17 protein-coding genes are annotated in these 17,851 nt (G+C 48.2%); 9 read left to right on the top strand and 8 right to left on the bottom strand.

All coding sequences use genetic code 11. From position 1 onward, the window contains the following. Positions 1–8 precede the first annotated feature (8 nt). The 3 genes from ACQCV8_RS03975 to ACQCV8_RS03965 are packed head-to-tail and all read right to left on the bottom strand — an operon-like array spanning position 9 to position 3,630. On the bottom strand, positions 9–1,355 hold the full coding sequence (locus tag ACQCV8_RS03975; RefSeq protein ID WP_426843243.1) for a GntP family permease: 1,347 nt from the start codon (positions 1,353–1,355) through the stop codon (positions 9–11). Between the two features lie 12 nt (positions 1,356–1,367). Beyond that, positions 1,368–2,906: a gluconokinase gene (gene gntK / locus ACQCV8_RS03970; protein ID WP_426843242.1), complete on the bottom strand. Its 1,539-nt coding sequence runs from the start codon at positions 2,904–2,906 to the stop codon at positions 1,368–1,370. Further along, complete coding sequence (locus ACQCV8_RS03965) at positions 2,899–3,630, bottom strand: GntR family transcriptional regulator (RefSeq protein WP_426843241.1); 732 nt, start codon at positions 3,628–3,630, stop codon at positions 2,899–2,901. The genes gntK and ACQCV8_RS03965 overlap by 8 nt, the downstream gene beginning before the upstream one ends. Before the next feature lie 871 nt (positions 3,631–4,501). Here ACQCV8_RS03965 and ACQCV8_RS03960 point away from each other — a divergent pair. Both ACQCV8_RS03960 and ACQCV8_RS03955 read left to right on the top strand, forming a co-directional pair. After that, entirely contained in the window at positions 4,502–7,666 is a 3,165-nt protein-coding gene (locus ACQCV8_RS03960; RefSeq protein WP_426843240.1) for an SNF2 helicase associated domain-containing protein, read from the top strand. Between the two features lie 341 nt (positions 7,667–8,007). Next, positions 8,008–8,562, top strand: coding sequence for a cysteine dioxygenase (locus tag ACQCV8_RS03955; protein ID WP_426843239.1), 555 nt, complete (start codon positions 8,008–8,010; stop codon positions 8,560–8,562). 1 nt (position 8,563) lies between these two features. On the opposite strand, the gene ACQCV8_RS03950 is transcribed toward ACQCV8_RS03955, so the two are convergent. The 3 genes from ACQCV8_RS03950 to ACQCV8_RS03940 all read right to left on the bottom strand — a co-directional run bounded on the left by ACQCV8_RS03950 (position 8,564) and on the right by ACQCV8_RS03940 (position 11,851). Beyond that, on the bottom strand, positions 8,564–9,268 hold the full coding sequence (locus ACQCV8_RS03950) for a DUF421 domain-containing protein (RefSeq protein ID WP_426843238.1): 705 nt from the start codon (positions 9,266–9,268) through the stop codon (positions 8,564–8,566). A gap of 84 nt (positions 9,269–9,352) precedes the next feature. Further along, positions 9,353–10,384 (bottom strand): hypothetical protein, encoded by a 1,032-nt coding sequence (locus ACQCV8_RS03945; RefSeq protein ID WP_426843237.1) that lies wholly within the window; start codon positions 10,382–10,384, stop codon positions 9,353–9,355. Between the two features lie 12 nt (positions 10,385–10,396). Continuing rightward, the gene (locus ACQCV8_RS03940; protein ID WP_426843236.1) at positions 10,397–11,851 is read right to left on the bottom strand and encodes an MBOAT family O-acyltransferase; all 1,455 of its coding nucleotides are present in this window, start codon (positions 11,849–11,851) and stop codon (positions 10,397–10,399) included. A gap of 171 nt (positions 11,852–12,022) precedes the next feature. Between ACQCV8_RS03940 and ACQCV8_RS03935 the strand changes: the two genes are divergently transcribed. From ACQCV8_RS03935 to ACQCV8_RS03925, 3 genes are read left to right on the top strand one after another with little or no spacing between them, the layout of a single operon-like run. Then, positions 12,023–12,889 (top strand): hypothetical protein, encoded by an 867-nt coding sequence (locus ACQCV8_RS03935; RefSeq protein WP_426843235.1) that lies wholly within the window; start codon positions 12,023–12,025, stop codon positions 12,887–12,889. A gap of 59 nt (positions 12,890–12,948) precedes the next feature. Further along, a complete protein-coding gene (locus ACQCV8_RS03930) occupies positions 12,949–13,518 on the top strand; it encodes a lysophospholipid acyltransferase family protein (RefSeq protein WP_426843234.1) in 570 nt (189 codons plus the stop codon). A gap of 39 nt (positions 13,519–13,557) precedes the next feature. Further along, positions 13,558–13,977, top strand: a complete 420-nt coding sequence (locus ACQCV8_RS03925; RefSeq protein ID WP_426843233.1) for a DUF4064 domain-containing protein — start codon at positions 13,558–13,560, stop codon at positions 13,975–13,977. On the opposite strand, the gene ACQCV8_RS03920 is transcribed toward ACQCV8_RS03925, so the two are convergent. Next, on the bottom strand, positions 13,937–14,416 hold the full coding sequence (locus ACQCV8_RS03920; RefSeq protein ID WP_426843232.1) for a DUF4275 family protein: 480 nt from the start codon (positions 14,414–14,416) through the stop codon (positions 13,937–13,939). The genes ACQCV8_RS03925 and ACQCV8_RS03920 overlap by 41 nt on opposite strands. A gap of 313 nt (positions 14,417–14,729) precedes the next feature. On the opposite strand from ACQCV8_RS03920, the gene ACQCV8_RS03915 reads away from it, so the two are divergent. Further along, on the top strand, positions 14,730–14,933 hold the full coding sequence (locus ACQCV8_RS03915) for a hypothetical protein (protein WP_426843231.1): 204 nt from the start codon (positions 14,730–14,732) through the stop codon (positions 14,931–14,933). On the opposite strand, the gene ACQCV8_RS03910 is transcribed toward ACQCV8_RS03915, so the two are convergent. Next, complete coding sequence (locus tag ACQCV8_RS03910) at positions 14,930–15,259, bottom strand: hypothetical protein (protein ID WP_426843230.1); 330 nt, start codon at positions 15,257–15,259, stop codon at positions 14,930–14,932. The two genes, ACQCV8_RS03915 and ACQCV8_RS03910, sit on opposite strands and share 4 nt — an antisense overlap. A gap of 190 nt (positions 15,260–15,449) precedes the next feature. Between ACQCV8_RS03910 and ACQCV8_RS03905 the strand changes: the two genes are divergently transcribed. From ACQCV8_RS03905 to ACQCV8_RS03895, 3 genes are all read left to right on the top strand, one after another. Next, on the top strand, positions 15,450–16,433 hold the full coding sequence (locus ACQCV8_RS03905) for an aldo/keto reductase (protein ID WP_426843229.1): 984 nt from the start codon (positions 15,450–15,452) through the stop codon (positions 16,431–16,433). A gap of 3 nt (positions 16,434–16,436) precedes the next feature. After that, complete coding sequence (locus ACQCV8_RS03900) at positions 16,437–17,015, top strand: TetR family transcriptional regulator (RefSeq protein WP_426843228.1); 579 nt, start codon at positions 16,437–16,439, stop codon at positions 17,013–17,015. A gap of 118 nt (positions 17,016–17,133) precedes the next feature. Next, positions 17,134–17,847, top strand: a complete 714-nt coding sequence (locus tag ACQCV8_RS03895) for a bacteriorhodopsin (protein ID WP_426843227.1) — start codon at positions 17,134–17,136, stop codon at positions 17,845–17,847. The last annotated feature ends 4 nt before the right edge of the window (positions 17,848–17,851 follow it).

Raw genomic sequence — 17,851 nt, 5'->3', positions numbered from 1 at the left:
TTTTGTTCTTATACAAACAAGCTCAGCAGCATGATGAAGCCGAGTCCTGCGACTGAAATAATGGTTTCAAGCAAGGTCCACGTAGCAAAGGTTTCCTTCATCGTTAATCCAAAGTACTCCTTGAACATCCAGAAGCCTGCGTCATTGACGTGGGAGGCGATTAAGCTTCCCGCACCGGTTGAAAGCACAACGAGTGCCAGGTTAACGTCAGATTGACCGAGAATTGGAATGACGAGTCCTGCGGTCGTCAAGGCTGCAACCGTTGCTGAACCGAGAGAGATGCGGAGAATGGCTGCGATGATCCAGGCAAGCAGAATCGGGGAAAGGGTGCTCCCTTTAAATAGTTCTGCTACATAATCACCGACACCGCCGTCGATCAGCACCTGCTTAAAGGCGCCTCCTCCCCCGATGATGAGGAGCATCATTCCAATCTGGGTAATGGCCGCAGAGCAGGAATTCATAATGTCTTTGATTGGGATGTTCCGCGCCAGTCCCATCGTATATATGGCCACCAACAGGGAAATCAGAATCGCCATAGAGGCTTCTCCGATAAAGCGCACAATGGCAAGACCGAAGTTATCCTCGATGCCCAGCGTTTCCTGAGTCAGCGTAATGATGGTGGCGATGGACATCAGGATAACCGGCAAAATGGCGGTAAATACACTGATTCCGAAGCCGGGTGTGTCTTCAAGCTTGAATTCCTTCTGCTCGCCTAATGAGGCGATGCTTCCGGTTTTCGTAAAGGAAGCAGGTACGAGTTTCTTAGCCATCTTTGTGAAAAGCGGTCCTGCGATTATGACCGTCGGAATCGCGATAATGAAGCCGTAAAGAAGCACTTCTCCAAGGTTTGCTCCGTATTCACCGGCAATGACAGTAGGGCCGGGATGCGGCGGCAGGAAGCCGTGTGTTACGGATAGCGCTGCGGCCATCGGAATTCCGAGATAAAGAATCGAAACCTTCAATTCTCTGGAAATAGCAAAGACAATTGGGATTAAGAGAACAAGTCCTACTTCAAAGAAAAGAGCGACGCCGATGATAAAGGAAGATACGACAATGGCCCACTGGATGTTCTTTTCCCCGAACTTGTTGACAAGGGTCATGGCGATCCGCTGGGCGCCGCCTGAATCGGCAATCAGCTTACCGAGCATCGCCCCAAGACCGAAGATCAAGGCTAAATGGCCGAGCGTGCCGCCGAGTCCTGCTTCAATTGTTTTAGCAATATCCGGAAGAGGCATCCCAAGTGCTATGGCGACCAGGAACGAAACAATAATCAACGAAACAAATGTATTCAGCTTTAAGCCCATGATAAGCAGCAATAATACGAGGATTCCCGCTGCGACGATAACTAATGGCATGATCATCTCTCCTTATAATCTGGTTATATTTCTCTGATATTGCGCGATTCGTCCGTAATCCTCTTCAAGCGCCCTCGATAAATGAATAAAGATGGGCACAAGCTGCCTATATTCTCTGGCGGCTTCTTCCTTTGGCGTATGCCGGCTCGTACTGCCGATTCGATCAGCCGCTTCATCAAGTGATTGAATGGCACCGGTGGCATAAAGACCGAGGATGCAGGCTCCGAGACACGAGCTTTCATAGCTCTCCGGGACAGCGACCTCCGACTCAAAGATATCAGCCATCATCTGGCGCCATACCTCCGACCTCGCAAAGCCTCCTGTCGCCTGAATCCGTGTAACAGGACCGTCCATGCACTCCGTCAGCGCTAAAAACACGGTGTACAGGTTGTAGATAACACCTTCCAAAGCTGCCCGGATCATATGCTCTTTTTTATGGGACATCGTCAGGCCGAAAAATGAGCCCCTGACATCCGGGTTCCATAGGGGAGCCCGCTCTCCAGCAAGGTAAGGATGGAAAAGAAGCCCATCCGACCCAGGCCTTACCCGTTCGGCAATCTTCGTTAAAACATCGTACGGATCAATACCAAGCCGCTTTGCCGTTTCTATCTCAGAGGAGGCAAACTCATCGCGGATCCAGCGAAGCACCATGCCTCCGCTGTTGACAGGTCCCCCAATGACCCAGTGATCTTTTGTTAAGGCGTAGCAGAAAATCCTTCCCTTATCATCGGTTTGCGGCTTGTCGATAATCGTTCGTATCGCACCGCTTGTTCCGATGGTGACAGCAATCTCCCCTTTTTTGATTGCGTTTACTCCAAGGTTCGACAGTACCCCGTCACTTGCCCCGATTACAAAAGGGGTATCAGGATCGAGCCCGATCTGCTTGGCCAGATCTGGGTCACAATTCCTGAAAATCGTGGTGGTGGGGACGGGTTCGGACAGGTGATCCCGCGACACTCCGGCAATAGCCAGTGCTTCTTCATCCCAGTCCAGGTTTTCAAGGTTCAGCATCCCCATCGCAGAAGCGAGCGAATGGTCGATGACATACTGACCAAAGAACTTTTTGAAAACGTATTCTTTGATCCCAATGTATTTTTTCGTCTTTTTAGCCCTCTCAGGAAACTCATGAACCATCCACGCAATCTTGCTTAAAGGGGACATCGGGTGGATGGGAGTCCCGGTCCGTCTGTAAATCTCGTGGCCATTCAGCTCGTTCTTGATTTTCCTCGCCCACGCCTCACTCCGGTTATCCGCCCACGTTATGCACGGTGTCAGCGGCTGGTCATGCTCATCCATGGCGATGACGCTGTGCATCGCACTGCTGAATGAAACAAACGAGACGTGCTTATCAGGATGGCGTCTCATAATATTCGAGGCTGCTTCCATCACGGCCTGAAACATTTCCTCCGGGTCCTGCTCTGCCGTCGAGATATCCGGTGTGTGAAGTGGATACCCGATATTTTCCTGCTGGTTAACCTCTCCTGCCTCTGTGAACAATACGGCCTTCGTGCTTGTAGTCCCTATATCAATTCCGAGCATGTAGCTACTCATTTTTCGGCTCAACTCCTTTAGACAGCAGCTGCTGCGACATCCACAGATCTTCAACCTTTCCCTGAACGTCGTCAAAATTCTGATGCAGCGATTGAATCATCTTCCTTCTGTCTTTTGTTTGAATGGCTTTAATGTAAAGCTCATGATTATCCAGAACCCTTGTAAAATCCTCATATTTCTCTTTGAAGCGGACGCGCATCGATATGAGAATCAAGCTCTCCATCACAGGCTTCAAATTATTCCAGATCATAAGAAGGTAGGAATGGCTGATTGCTTTGATGATCGTTTCATGAAACAGGACATCCTGATAGGAAAACTCATCCGCATCCCCATACTTGACCGCCACCTTCATCATTTCAAAAATTTTGCTCAGCTCCCGCACAAGATCATCTGTATCGGCCTTGGCGAGCCGCTCAAAAACAAACGATTCAATCATCAGGCGGACATCATAAATTTCTTCTATATGGTTATCTGTTAAACCCGTAACGACGGCGCCCATTCTCCCGAGCCGAACCATATTTTCAGAGGCCAGCAGTTTCAAAGCCTCCCTGACAGGTGACCGGCTAACAGAAAAATCCGCAGCTATTTTGTTTTCAGATAAAATGGCACCGCTTTCAATTTGACCTGAAATAATCGAGATCCTAAGCTCACACGCGATTCTCTCACCGGACGAAGCCTTTGAAAGCCATTTCGCCGGATACATAGCAGGCTTGTTATTGTCCATAGGTTAACCCTCTCATATTCAAGTATACTTGTATACAAGTATTATAACGCGGATTTCAAATTATGCAAGCGCTTTACTTTCAGGGGAGTCTCAGAGCTGCTGTGCCGGGGTTTGAAGCAGTTGGGGCTGTTTTGGATGAGAATGGCATGGGAGAGAGAGTGCTTGATAAGGGTTTATAGAGAAAAGAGCGGCGGCGGTACCGGAGCTTTCCTGCTTTAAAGGGGCGGGAGACAGAGGAGTGATCTAGTGAGGGCTTGCGTACCGGGGATTGGCTGATTTGGTGCCGGAGCTTTAGTACGGCAGCGAAAGTGGGGCCAGGCGCGGTGCCTGGCCCGCTCTGCTTTAACGCAGGGCGGGTCAGAGGAGCACCAGCTCAAAGCGTTGCGGCACAAGGGATTGGAGAGGCGGTGCCGGAGCTTTAGTCCTTTAGCAGAGTGCGGGACAGGCGCGCACGAATCTAACAGGTCTAGTAGTGCCATGGCCATTCAAAGTGCATCGGTCGGTCCGAGGTGTGACCCGGAGCCGCTTTTCAACGTGCCTCCGACCCCCGTCTCGGTAAAGCATCGGGGGACAGAGGGAGAAACGGCTTCTCCTTACTCCCCCAACGCTTCTATTGTACAGGGGACAGAGCAGGACTAGTAGACATAATTGGGGACGGAGGCTGCCTCCGTCCCCTTTTTCACGCGGAATTGGTGCCGGAGGATAAAGCCTGTCATCCCTTATGCGGCAAGGGGCCGATACGTATAGTGCCGGAGGCTTTCTGCTTTAGCGGAGTGGGGGACGGAGGCAAACCCTTCTCCAACCCCCATCCCACCACCCCAATATGATAAGATAATGCCATGAATCCAGCTTCTCTTAAGGAGAATGACGTTTGAATATAAATCTGAACAAAAAAATTATAGAAAAACAATGCGGACGGGTTTCCGTTAAAAGCGGAGAATCGCTAAAGCGCTCAAATAAAATAACATTCAGGGATTACAGGGAAGATGGCTGTGATGCAGTGGTTCACAGTACGGAGAATTTTCAGGTGTCCATTAAAGCAGATCTGGATGGAGCATTTTCAGCTTCTTGCAGCTGTCCGAAGCTTGTTTCCTTTAAGCAGGAGTGCCAGCATGTGGCGGCGGTGCTGCTGTCGATCCTGGATTACCGGAGCAGCGGAACGGTCCCAAGTGCTGCGGAGGATTCCGTGGATGTTCCTAATCCTGCGCTGACGGACGGTTTGCTGACGGCGTTCAATAAACGCTCCGCCCAGGCCTCCGGAGAGCAGCTTTATTTTGAGAGGCGGACGGTTCTTAGCGCAATTTTTCAATGCCTGCCTTTCCGGACTGAAAATGATGAGCTTCTGGTTCGGATGGAAATGAAGGTGGAGTCCATTTCGGTCCCGTCTATACGAGAGTTTCTTAGCCGATTTAGAGACGGTGCGGCGATTCGTCTGTCCGATGATCTTCTGTACGAGCCAGCCTCTCACTGCTTTTCGAGAGAAACGGATGCCGTCCTGCAGCAGCTGATCAAGGTCGTGCAAAATGAGCAGAGTCTTCCAATTCCGCAAGAGCCGTTGTTGCTTTCCCCGCTTTCATGGGCAAGCCTTCTTCCTGCTCTGATGGAAGCCCCGGCAGTGGAAATTCAGCAGAACGGCCGGATGTATGAGCTCGAGGTTTCTAAGGAACGCCTGCCATTGCGGTTTGATTTTTATGAAAAGGGCAGGGGGTATGTGCTGAAGGCTGACGGGTTGAACGGCGTGATGTATTTTAAGCCTTATAACGCCGTCCTCCATCAAGGTGTTCTGTTCCAGCTCGATTCGGAAAATTTTGGGCGCTTGATGGAATTGAAGCGGGTACTGGATGCTTCGGGAGCGGAATCCCTGTCCATCCCTCCCGAGCAGATCGGGGTGTATTTGGAGAAGGTTGTTCCAGGGCTGAGGAAGCTGGGGGAGGTATTTATTTCGGATACGCTCTCTAAGAGGATGGCAGACTCATCTTTTACGGCAAAGCTTTACCTCGACCGGGTAAAGAACCGCCTCCTGGCAGGCCTTGAGTTTCATTATGGCAACATCGTCTTCAATCCGCTCGACAGCAAAGAGGTTCAGGCGCTCACTTCCCTCATCCGTGATACGGATAAGGAGGATGTCATTCTTAAGCTGATGGAGGAGAGCTCGTTCGGCCGGACGGATGGAGGGTATTTTCTGCAGAATGAGCTGCTCGAGTATGAGTTTTTGTATCATGTGCTGCCGAAGCTTGAACGGTTTGCACAAGTGCATGCTACGACAGCGGTAAGAATGAGGATTTTTAAAGAAAGCAAACCGCCGAGAATCGATGTGCGGGCGAATAGAGAGCGGACCAATTGGCTTGAGTTCAAGTTTGAGCTCACCGGCATCAATGAAAAGGAAATTCGAGATGTCCTGCTGGCTTTGGATGAAAAGCGGAAGTATTACCGTCTGAAGAGCGGGGCTTTACTGTCGCTTGAGACAAGGGAATACAAAGAAATTCAGCGGTTTTTAAAGGCTCTTCCGATTCAGGAGGAGGAGTGGGAAAAAGAGCTTGAGGTTCCGTACGTAAAAGGGCTGCAGCTCCTTGATGCAGTAGATGAAAATACGGTGTTTGAATTTAAAAATACGATTACGGGCCTGCTTGTTCCAAATGAGCTGGAGGCGAAGGTGCCGGAGCAGCTGGAAACGGTGCTGAGAGATTATCAGAAGACCGGCTACAAATGGCTGAAGGCCATCGCCCGGAACGGGTTTGGAGGGATATTGGCAGATGATATGGGCCTTGGCAAAACGTTGCAAAGCATTGCGTTCATTTTATCTGAGCTTCCTCATATCCGAAGCACGAAAAAGCAGGTTCTCATCGTGTCTCCTTCCTCGCTGCTGTACAACTGGAAGCATGAGCTGGACACCTTCGCACCTGAAATAAAGGCGGCCATTATGGATGGATCAAAATTGGAACGGATGGCCCGGTACCGGAAGGAAGCGGCAGATGTCGTGATTACCTCCTATCCTTTGCTGAGGAAGGACATCCAGGAGTATGAGAAAGAAAGGTTTCACACCGTGTTTTTTGATGAGGCTCAAGCCTTCAAAAATCCGTTGACCCAGACCGCAAAGGCCGTAAGAAAAATAGCGGCGGATCACCGGTTCGCGCTGACCGGAACACCGGTAGAAAACGCCCGTGAAGAGCTGTGGTCGATTTTTCATACCGTCTTTCCGGAATTGTTCATGGGGCTGAAGGAATACAGTAATCTGACGAAAAAGCAGATTGCGCGCAGAATCCGCCCGTTTATGCTGCGCAGGATGAAGGAGGATGTGCTTTCGGAGCTGCCGGAGAAAATGGAATCCATGGAAATGACGGAGCTGCTACCTGAGCAAAAGAAGCTGTATGCCGCCTATTTGGCCAAGCTGCGCCATGATACGCTTAAGCATTTGAACAAGGATACGCTTCAGAAAAACCGGATCAGGATTCTCGCGGGCTTGACCCGGCTTCGGCAAATCTGCCTTCATCCGGCGCTGTTTGTCAGCCAATACAGCGGTGGTTCGGCGAAGTTTGAACTGCTTTTGCAGATCATTGAAGAAGCTCAAGGATCTGGCCGGAGGGTGCTGATTTTTTCACAATTCACGAAAATGCTTGAGCTGATCGGCAGAACGTTAGCCGTTCAGGGCCGCCCTTACTTTTACCTTGATGGCCAGACGCCATCCGATGAACGGGTGGAAACAGCCCGCCGCTTTAACGCCGGGGAGCGCGATCTGTTTCTCATTTCCTTAAAGGCCGGAGGGACAGGCTTGAATCTGACGGGGGCGGATACGGTTATTCATTACGACACATGGTGGAATCCGGCCGTCGAGGATCAGGCCTCCGACCGGGCCCACCGCATGGGCCAGACAAATCCGGTCAACGTCATCAAGCTTGTGACCCGAGGGACGATCGAAGAGAAGATGAACGACCTCCAGGAGCGGAAAAAAAAGCTGATCAAGGAAATCATCGATTTTGATGAAAAAATGCCAATGGCTTTAACGGAAGAGGATATTCGGGATCTGCTCAAGGTGTAGCTGCGAGTGCCGGTTTGTACCTTGGAGAGAACACGATCCCTGGTTTTTTGTGCTTTCCCTGCCGCGGAGCGTTAAGAGTACTCCCAAGAGCGCGAGCACGATAAACGTGCACGGACAGGATATTAGACAGGTGTTAGATTCTGGCACAGCAGAAAATTCCGATACTCCTTTAATAAGCTTTGTTTGGTGAATATCGTTTTTATCATATTGGTGTTTTTAGTATCTTCAGGACTTCTTCTTTTTTATGATGATTGCCCGTAAGCAGGGAAAGTTTTTTCATACGTGAGCCGGATCCCGTCATAAGGATAGAAAGGAATAGAAATGCCGGGGAGGAGATTCAGATGACGATCACCTATAAGGCAAAAAGTGTGCTGGATTCGCTGCAGCAGCCTTCTAGAGAAGAGCTGAAAACCGCTTTAATCAGCTTGGATGTTCAGCTTGCCGACGTGGAGCCGCTGCTGGAGACGGCGGAAGGTAGACCGTATTACCGCAAGCTGCTTTACCAGAACGAGGCAGTAGAATTGCTGGTGATGAACTGGTCGCAGATTGAGTGTGCGCCGCATGATCACGGAAACTCCGAAGGCTGGATTCAGGTGCTGGACGGCACATCTGTGAATACGGTTTATGAGGTGAAGGAAAATGGGCTGCCCTCTGAATTGTTTGAGGAGCAGCATGAACATGGGCGATTGTTGTATGCGCCGAAAAAGGGGGTTCATAAAATGAAGGCAGCGGGCGGAAAGGATTTGGTTACGCTCCACCTTTACTCCCCTCCAATCAGCGGAATGATGGTCTATGATCTGGAGGTCTGCGCAGCCTGCGTCGTATCGGACGACTGCGGCGCATGGTGGCCGGATGAGGTCCGCCAGAAAATAAAGGAAATCCGATTAGAGCAATAAATTATTGATAGAGAAAGACCTGCAGATTGTCCTTTCTGTCGAGAGTAGCGAGCAGCACCTGCTTCACATCCGTCCGGAACTGAGCCTGTAAGCGTGTGCGGAGCCAGGCTTCATCCTTATTCAGAATGGTCAGAACCTCTGTTGCCAAGCGGCCTTCCTTAATGACTGTTCTTGGGAAGTCAAATGCTTCCGTCTGCATCTGCATAAGAGCAGGAGTCAGTGGTTCATAGGCAGGGTGAAGGAACACGGACATTTTTCCATCCGCTTCCCACATCGCCAGCGCCACTTTTTTCACATCATCTACTTTTTCTTCTCTTAATTCCTCCAGCAGGACATCGATGGAGATTCTTGCTTTTTTTAGCCCTTGATGAAGGATTTTGCCGTTTTCGACAACAGTGATTGATTTATGGTTTGTCAGCCGTCTGAACCAGGGCCATTTCAGCATCATGTAAACGCCTGCAAGGTAGAGCAAAACGAGCACAGAGGTTGAGATGACTGAACCTTTCATGCCAAGGTGTGGATCTGATAATGGGTGGGCGATGATGTTTCCGATGACAAGCGCTATGACAAAATCAAGCAGCCGCAGCTGGGAAATCGTCCGCTGCCCGAGCAGCTTGGCGACGATGACCATAAATAAAAAGGCTAGTACGGATCTTAGCGTCCATTCGACAGCTGTAAGGGTTTCCTGACTAAATAAAAAATCCATTCCTTCCACATCCTTGACCGTTTCTGCTGCTTGTTAGTATGCCGAAGCCGGGAAGAGTTTACCCATAAAAAAGGCAAGGGCTCTTTACCGGCCCTTGCCTTTTATCGTTCTTACCGATTCTCTCAGGTTTTCTTTTGTGAGCACCATCCCAAAATCACCGGGGATGGATGGATCGGGCTGGCCGGAAACTTTATGGGCAATCAGCTCGCCGACTTCCGGATAAAAATGATGGCCATCATAAAAGCTGTCTGAGCTGTTTGTGATGGTATTTGGATACATAAAATGGTAAACCTCTCCGAAAACGCTTGTCACATCCCTTAACCAGTGTTCATAATCTGCAAACCGCCCGGATTCGATCATTGTTTTATAGAGAGGGGCTGAAACCGGGGTGGTAAACACAATAAAGCGCACATCCGGGTTGCTTCGCTTCAGCTCGGACAGCAGGTTTTTATAGTTTTTATTGTACCGGTACGTCTCGCCGTATACGTGACGTTTGTACGTCTCGACCGTATCGTTAATTTTCATTTTCTTCGACTCGCTGTTTTCTTTTGGTACGGCTGTATTTTCGCGGCTGTAGTTCCGTTTAAACTGGTTGCGGCCGTAATAGGATGCCTCGAAATTAGCCAGGGAATAGGTTGAGAACGTTTCATAGGAAAGCAGGGTTTTCAGCGGATACGTTATATCCTTTACATTGCGGATGTAGGTGTTTGGATTTTCAATCTTCCTGTTTTCAGCCGTCGCAAAAAAATCCAGGCCCAGAATAATCGTTTTTACCTTTTTTCCCCTTTTTTCATTAATAAACTCAATATAGGGGCTGTATTCTTGAACGGACATCCCGCTTGCAGCAAAATTGAAAGCCTTATGCCCTTTAAATTCATCTTCGTTGATGTACGTTGTCCGGCTGCTGCCGAGCAGGAGGGTATCAAACTCTACATCCGTATAGGCAATTTTATTTAATTTCTGCTGTCTTTCATTGAAGGATTCCTGTATGTGATTGTATTTATGGGAATGGCTGAACATCCAGAGCGGATCCATAAACAGGTTGAAGCCGCCAATCAGGATGAGCGGAGTCATACAGAGGACCATAGTCGAGAGCAGCCACTTTTTATAGCTCATAGCGCAAACCACCTAGAAATTAAAGTAGATAAACTCACTGATTTTTGTCAGGTTTAATATTGAATAACTGAATAGGACAGCAATGGCCACAGAATAGGCGATTGTAGGCTTAAACTGTTCCTTCCACTGAATCGAATTCTTCAGGCTCAGCGTAAGGATCAGGACCGCAAATAAAAACCAGAGATCCCACTGCTCCATGCTGATAGAAAAATTGGCCGTTCCCGCTCCGATAGACTGAAAGAATTCAGCCCAGGCAGGAGGCATAACAGCGGATGAAACCACGAACCCGTTTAGCCCCGCCATGGATTTTAATACGAGCCACGCATCGGTCATCGTTTCAGCTTTAAAGAAAACCCAGGCAGCATTGACGAAGTTAAACGTGATAAACCACGCGGCATATTTGTTAAGCTTCAGACCGAAGCTCTTCCAGATATTTTGAACCACACTCGCCAGTCCATGCAAAAATCCCCAGAAAATAAAAGTCCAGCCGGCACCATGCCAGAATCCGCTGATTAGAAAAACAATCATAATATTTTGAAGGGTACGGACCCTGCCTTTCCGGTTCCCGCCTAGAGGGATGTAAATGTATTTCGTCAGAAACTGGCTTAACGTCATATGCCATCTTCTCCAGAAATCCTGAATGCTCAGAGCTTTATAGGGGGAGAAGAAGTTGACGGGCAGCTTAATGTTAAAAAGAAGAGCGGCTCCAATCGCCATATCCGAATACCCGCTGAAATCATAGTAAAGCTGGAACGTATAGGATAAAGATACAGCCCAGCCTTCAATAAAGGTAAGGCTCTCCGGCTGACGAAACCCTTCATTAACAAACACCGAGAGCGTATCCGCAATCCCTACCTTTTTAAATAACCCCATTGTAAAAATAAATAAACCGGCAGATACATTGTTAAGCTGAATGCCATGGTTTTTCATTTTTTCGAACTGCGGCATGACCTCTTTATGATGGACGATCGGTCCTGCGATCAGCTGTGGGAAAAAAGTAACGAACAGCGCATAGTCCAAAAAGGTATAATTTTTTGCCTCAAAACGATAGGCATCAACCAGATAGGCAATTTGCTGAAAGGTAAAAAAGCTGATGGCGAGCGGCAGCGCCAAATTGAGAAGAGAAAGCTCGCCAGGCATTACAGCATTTACATTCATTAAAAAGAAATCCGAATATTTAAAGTACCCAAGGAGAGCAGCATTCAGCACAATCCCCCAAGTTAAAACGGCTTTTCTATGAATCTCCGTATCTTTCTTACTGAGCAATGTCCCGATTCCAAAATTAACGAAAAGGGAACCCAGCAGCAGCGGCAGATAGGCGATGTTCCACCAGCTGTAGAAAAACAAAGAGCCTGCGATAAGCCAAAGCTTTGCTCCGGTCACAAGCTTTACCTTTTTTAAAAGGAAGTACCCAATCCATACGATTGGGAGAAAAAAGAAAATAAACTCAAATGTATTAAAGAGCATAAACGCCCCACCTTTTTCTGACGAATTTCTACAATTTAGTCTAAGCAAGAAGGGATCGAAAGTAAATGCAAACTTAATGGAAGAAATCTGGGAGGGGCCGGCACATCCTGCCGTTTCAACAGAGGTGTTCAAGAGAATATCTGCTATATACGCACAGAAAGAGGGCTGCAAATGGATGGGAGCATGTTTGATCAAGCAAAAAGGCTGGTAGCCCGTGCTGCTGATTATCAGAAGGAGCTGGAGAGCAGTCCGCTCGCATCCCAGCTGATCGATTCCTCAACGCCTGTGGTCTGGCTGGGGAATGCAGCACCGGGTGGCTGGCTTACAGTTGCCACCAACCCTTCTCCAAAAGAATTTATTGGACGGGATCAGCAGCTGCTGAGTGGGCGCAAGGCCAGGTTTTACATACGGGAACAAGGGGTTTCCATGGAGGAGTACAAGAAGGATGACCGGAAGCTTGCTGAAACCATCCGTTTCTATGAAACGTATTTTCTAAGAGATTCTGCTTATCGATCGTGGTTTGGCAGGCCGGGCGGAGCAAAATTGGAAGGCTTTCTAAACGGAATGGGCGGTTCCTTTTACAGCCTGGACGGGTACCAGTCTGTCATTCATTCTGATCTGTTCCCGATTGCTACAAAAACCCATATGGGCCGGATTAAACAAAAGAAGGAGCTGCTTGGTTCTGCTTTTTCCATGGCTTTCTTTGAGGATAAATTGAAATTTCTTAACCCGAACTTGATTATTCTACTGGGGAGAGAGCATTGTCAGCTTCTTGAAAGACATGGAATACAATTTAGTGACCCTGTCCGGATTGAACGGTACCCGGGTGCAGCCTGGCAGACGGGATTTCATTCCAATCTGGGAATTCCCGTATTGGGGCTGCATTTTAAGCCATCCGAACAGTTTCTCGGATTAGGAGGCGGCATGGATCGGGATCACCAAAGTCACGGGAAATATGGAACGAAGCAGGCACTCAACGAAATCGGGAGCGAAGTTTGGGAGAATCTGTCTGCAGTTTTTCCGGCGTTGCACCGCTGAAAGCCTCTTTGTTATAATTAGTACTAGATACTAAAATCAAGTGATAAGAGGGCGGTTTCATGTATACGTTTTTTGCAAATTTGGCACGGATTATTCTTCGGGCAACAGGGAAAATCGAAGTGAAAAATAAGCACTGCCTGCCTGCAGACGGGGGCTATGTAGTGACCTGCTCTCATACAGGCTGGCTGGATGTGGCAGTGCTTGGAATCAGCATGCCGCGGCCTGTCCACTTTATGGCGAAGCAGGAGCTGTTCCGAAGAAAAGGAATCTCAGCTATACTTTATAAAATCAATGCCTTCCCCATCAATCGGGAAAATCCGTCACCGAGCAGCATCAAAACACCTGTAAAGCTGCTTAAATCCGGTAAAATAGTCGGGATCTTCCCAAGCGGAACGAGAACAGCCGAGGAGGTACCCGCTAAAAGGGGAGCCGTGACCATTGCAAATCTCGCCCGGGTTCCCATCGTCCCGGCCATCTATGAAGGGCCAGGAACGTTCAAGGCCTGGCTGAAGGTCCGTAAAGCGACTCTTACCTTTGGCGAACCTTTTTATGTGGAGTCAGCCCGCAAGGACCAAATAGGGATCTATGTGGAGCGGCTGACTGTGGAACCATCAAGAAATATAGGATAGATTGAAAGAAGATTTTGTCATATTTAGGAAGAGCTTGAAATGAGTCGTGTAGCTGAATTGATATTCATTATCGCAGGCATCGTATTGAATGGTCTGCTGCTGGCTGGAGCTTTTATTTTGTACATAAGCACAAACAATACAGAAGAAACAAGGAGTTTGGTTGAACAGCTGCTCCAGGATGAGAGCTTAGCCGGCGCTGGACTTTCCGCGGATCAGATTATTAACGGCATGAGCGGCGGCTCACTTTACATCACAGTTGTCGCACTTATTTGTACGGTCATTGGAATTGTGTCGATCTTTCTTCTCAAGAACAAAACGAAAGCAGCCGGTATTCTCCTGATCATTACCGGCATTGTTAGAAGCATTGCTTCGCTATTCTTTGGTGTTTTCGGCGGCGCCGCTTACTTAATCGCCGGCATCATTGCTTTAGTTCGAAAAAATAGAACAGCAGCGGTATAAGATCACTAACAAACATCCATCCCCGGCCGGATGGATGTTTGTTATATTCTGATGAAGTAAGGCCGCACTTTTCCTCATGGGTCATCACAAATGTCCATCTGAGTTCCCAATCCATCACATACAAATCTCCATAATCCATATGGCGCCGGTCATAAGGCAGCTGATCAGCTGTAAGCGAACCGGCATGATCGATAAGAAATGCTTCGTCCACGAACTGATAAAAAATGGTGCACTTCTTCTTTTTTTGCCCGTGAAAAGCCTGAGCGGCGTCACGATTCTTTAGAGAATGTATCCTCTCCCAGCTGCACAAATGCCACAAAAATGAATCTAAATAGATTTCGTTCTGTTCCTCCGGAGTCAGATGACCTGCAAAACGTTCACACCATTGATTCCGCAGAAAAGGTCCCCACTTTGGGATTTCAAGTTGTTTACCTTTCACTTATTCCTCCGGATTTTTTTTTCTATTTTAGCAGGTTTTTTCATAAAAAAAGGCCGGATGTCCTATTTTGGCATCCGGACGCTTTATTCAGAATGGATCTGTCAGGAGCAGTCCCATCTCTTCCAAACCTCAGCTGACGTTAAGCAGCCGTCATCATTTCCTCCGCCTTGTTGGCACCAGCTGCCTTTATCCCTGCCTCGCCGGTTATCGTGTTTCCACCAGCTCGTCAAATGACCGAGCCAGTCCTCTCCTTGCTGATGGTTCGTGTATGAATAACTGACTGTACGGCTGTGATGGGGAGAAAAGGAAAAGAATGAAAAAAATCCTGCTTGCAATTGGGATTGGCCCGCTCCAGCAAAAGCTGAGACTGGAATGGAAAGTGCACCTGAGAGCAAAAGTACAAAGAGTAATTTTCGATTCCGTTTCAATGAGTACACCTCCTTTTCTATTCGACTGCGGTCAGGTCTATTGGCGGATTTATACGAAAAAAGAAGCAGCCGCGGCTGCTTCTTTTTAAAACCCGTCTTCAGCTAAAAATGGAATGCTCAATCTGTTTTCGACCGCACGAAGTCTTTGATTCAAGCGGTTCAGACGGCGGGCCTGGCGCTCCTGAACCTGATTCAGCCGGTTTACTTCCTGATTCAGTCGGGTTACCTGCTGGTTTAATCGGTTAATCTCCCGTGCCTGCTGGTCGTTTTGCCTTTCCAGGGCGCTGACCCTCCGTTCAAGCGGCTGACGGTCAACGTTCTGTCCATAAGAATAAGCCGGAATTTGATAGGGGTAGATCATGGAATAATCAGCCTGCTGCGGTCCATAGTCGGAATACATTTGATAGGGATTCATTTTATCTCTCCTCAATAAGGTGGTCCCTTTATACATATTGGAAGGGCATGCTGTCGGTCTGGGCAGGAGCCTATCATAAAGAAGAAACTTAGTTCTTATTAACAAATGACAAAAAACGAAAACTGTCACTTGTAACTTGTTTAAGCGTTATGCTATTATGGCCTTATCAAATGTATGGAGGTTTTCTTTAATGGAGAACAGAAAAATCGGCGGTGCCCCCGTTTCAGCATTCGGATTAGGATTAATGGGAATGTCTGATCTTTACGGGGCAGCAGATAGAAAAGAAAGCATCGCGACCATTCATGAGTCGCTGGAAAAGGGGGTCACTCTTTTTGATACGGGTGACTTCTATGGTACTGGCCACAATGAGCTGCTGCTCCGGGAGGCTTTAGAGGGCCATAAAAGGGAACAGGCGTTTATTGCAGTCAAAACGGGAATCTTAAGATCTCCTGATGGTGGCTGGATCGGGATGAACAACAGACCGGAAGCGATCAAGAATAATCTGGCACATACACTTCAGCGTCTTGGTGTGGACTATATTGATCTTTACCAGCCGGCGCGTGTAGATCCAAGTGTACCGATTGAGGAAACCGTGGGCGCGATAGCGGATATGGTGAAAGCGGGATACGTGAAGCACATCGGGCTTTCGGAGGCGAATGCGGAAACGATTCGCCGGGCTCATACGGTTCATCCAATCTCCTGGCTGCAAATCGAGTATTCTCTCTTCAGCCGGGGGATTGAGAAAGAAATCCTTCCGACTCTTCGAGAGCTTGGAATCAGCCTGTCTGCATATGGTGTGCTTTCTCGTGGATTACTTAGCGGCAAGTGGTCCAAGGATCGTCAGGGCGCTCCAGATTTCCGCTCTTTTGCTCCACGCTTTATGGGGGAAAACCTGGACAAGAACTTGGAACTTGTGGAAAAACTGCGTGAAATTGCGGATGAAAAGCAAGTAAACGTGGCACAGCTTGCCATTGCATGGGTTTTATCGAAAGGCGGGGATGTTATTCCGCTGATTGGTGCCCGAAAACGTTCACAGCTTCAAGATGCTTTTAGAGCGATGAGCCTTGAGCTTACCGATGCGGATCTTGGCAGAATGGAAGAAGCTGTTCCTGCTGAGGCAGTGGCCGGAACACGCTATGCAGCCGAACAAATGGGAATACTGGGAGTGGAGTAAAAAGTGTCTGAACAATTAACAAGAGAAACCATTCTGGATACGGCAGAGCAGGTGCTCAGAAGGTTTGGTCCAGAAAAAACAAGTGTAGTGGATGTGGCAAGAGCGCTAAAGATCAGCCACGGCACCATCTACCGGCATTTTCCAAGCAAAGCCTCTCTGCGCGAGGCAGTTGCTGAGAGATGGCTTCACGCCATCATTCAGCCTTTACAGGGGGTTTTGAAAAAAGACGGCTCTGCCACAGAACGCTTACTCAAATGGGTGCAAACGCTCATTCATATTAAACATTCTCTCGTTAAGGAAGATCCTGAGCTTTTTGCGATGTATACGGCACTGGCCGAAGAATCAGTGGATGTTATCAGCGCTCATATTTCAGAACTTGTCAGCCAGATGGTCCCGTTCATTCAGGATGGAATGGCTAATCAGGAGTTCAAATCGGCTGATGCGAAAGAAACAGCTAAAGGAATTTTTATAGCAACCGCTAAGTTCCATCATCCCGCGCACGCAAAAGAGTGGGCTTCCCCGGATATTGAGGAGGAGTTTAAGCTTGTCTGGAAGGTGATCCTTTCCGGAATAGTGAACTGAACAGAAACCGGTTATCCCTGCGTGGGATAGCCGGTTTTTTTCTGAAATCAAACAACTGAAAAAGTAAATATGAATTGACCTCTTTTTAAATGGAAACACTGGAGGTGAGGTGAGGAAGATGAATGATGCAGTAAGTGTATTAAATTATATCTATTTTATAGTGATGATTTTAGGAGCTGCCTATTTTTATATATTGAGCAGGAATCCCAAAGGAGTGCCTATGTATGAATACGCAATTGCAGGGATCATTCCGGCGTGGTCTGGAGCAGCCTATTTGTCCATTGCTCTCGGACAGGGATTGCTGGAGAGGCCTGAAGGGACTGTATACTTTGCCCGATATTTGGACTGGGCTGTCACCACCCCGCTTCTGCTGCTGGCCTTAGCTCTTACTGCTATGTTTTACGAAAAAAAAGCAGACAAAGCAATCATAGCTACGCTCATTTCCGCGGACGTTTTCATGATTCTGACAGGCCTGATTGCTGATTTTTCACCTGAGCCTCTGAACTACATTTGGTATGTGCTGGGAGTTGCCGCTCTATTGATTATTTTATACAACATCTGGTACCCTCTGCGGCGTATAGCGTATCATGGAGGACAAAAGCTTGGCCGGCATTATTCAAGGATCGCTCTGTATTTAACGCTTTTTTGGATCAGCTATCCCTCGGTTTGGCTTATCGGGCCTTCAGGTTTAGGTCTGACTCAGGAAATCACTGATGTCGCGGCCTTTGTTATCCTGCCTGTTTTTTCAAAAATTGGATTCAGTATCTTAGATCTTGCAGGGCTCCGCAAGCTCGGAAATTTATCTGCAGGAACTAAAGCAAAACATTCCTGAGACA

The sequence above is a fragment of the Metabacillus sp. 84 genome (genome assembly GCF_050107715.1).
Taxonomy (GTDB): domain Bacteria; phylum Bacillota; class Bacilli; order Bacillales; family Bacillaceae; genus Metabacillus_B.
The sequence above is the reverse complement of the archived record's forward strand: the minus strand, read 5'-3'. Positions and strand labels throughout refer to the sequence as shown.

Bases quoted from the DNA above. Each gene is read 5' to 3' on its own strand.
- ACQCV8_RS03975 (WP_426843243.1), bottom strand. From the start codon at position 1,355: ATGCCATTAGTTATCGTCGCAGCGGGAATCCTCGTATTATTGCTGCTT.
- gntK (WP_426843242.1), bottom strand. From the start codon at position 2,906: ATGAGTAGCTACATGCTCGGAATTGATATAGGGACTACAAGCACGAAG.
- ACQCV8_RS03965 (WP_426843241.1), bottom strand. From the start codon at position 3,630: ATGGACAATAACAAGCCTGCTATGTATCCGGCGAAATGGCTTTCAAAG.
- ACQCV8_RS03955 (WP_426843239.1), top strand. From the start codon at position 8,008: ATGACGATCACCTATAAGGCAAAAAGTGTGCTGGATTCGCTGCAGCAG.
- ACQCV8_RS03950 (WP_426843238.1), bottom strand. From the start codon at position 9,268: ATGGATTTTTTATTTAGTCAGGAAACCCTTACAGCTGTCGAATGGACG.
- ACQCV8_RS03945 (WP_426843237.1), bottom strand. From the start codon at position 10,384: ATGAGCTATAAAAAGTGGCTGCTCTCGACTATGGTCCTCTGTATGACT.
- ACQCV8_RS03940 (WP_426843236.1), bottom strand. From the start codon at position 11,851: ATGCTCTTTAATACATTTGAGTTTATTTTCTTTTTTCTCCCAATCGTA.
- ACQCV8_RS03935 (WP_426843235.1), top strand. From the start codon at position 12,023: ATGGATGGGAGCATGTTTGATCAAGCAAAAAGGCTGGTAGCCCGTGCT.
- ACQCV8_RS03930 (WP_426843234.1), top strand. From the start codon at position 12,949: ATGTATACGTTTTTTGCAAATTTGGCACGGATTATTCTTCGGGCAACA.
- ACQCV8_RS03925 (WP_426843233.1), top strand. From the start codon at position 13,558: ATGAGTCGTGTAGCTGAATTGATATTCATTATCGCAGGCATCGTATTG.
- ACQCV8_RS03915 (WP_426843231.1), top strand. From the start codon at position 14,730: ATGAAAAAAATCCTGCTTGCAATTGGGATTGGCCCGCTCCAGCAAAAG.
- ACQCV8_RS03910 (WP_426843230.1), bottom strand. From the start codon at position 15,259: ATGAATCCCTATCAAATGTATTCCGACTATGGACCGCAGCAGGCTGAT.
- ACQCV8_RS03905 (WP_426843229.1), top strand. From the start codon at position 15,450: ATGGAGAACAGAAAAATCGGCGGTGCCCCCGTTTCAGCATTCGGATTA.
- ACQCV8_RS03895 (WP_426843227.1), top strand. From the start codon at position 17,134: ATGAATGATGCAGTAAGTGTATTAAATTATATCTATTTTATAGTGATG.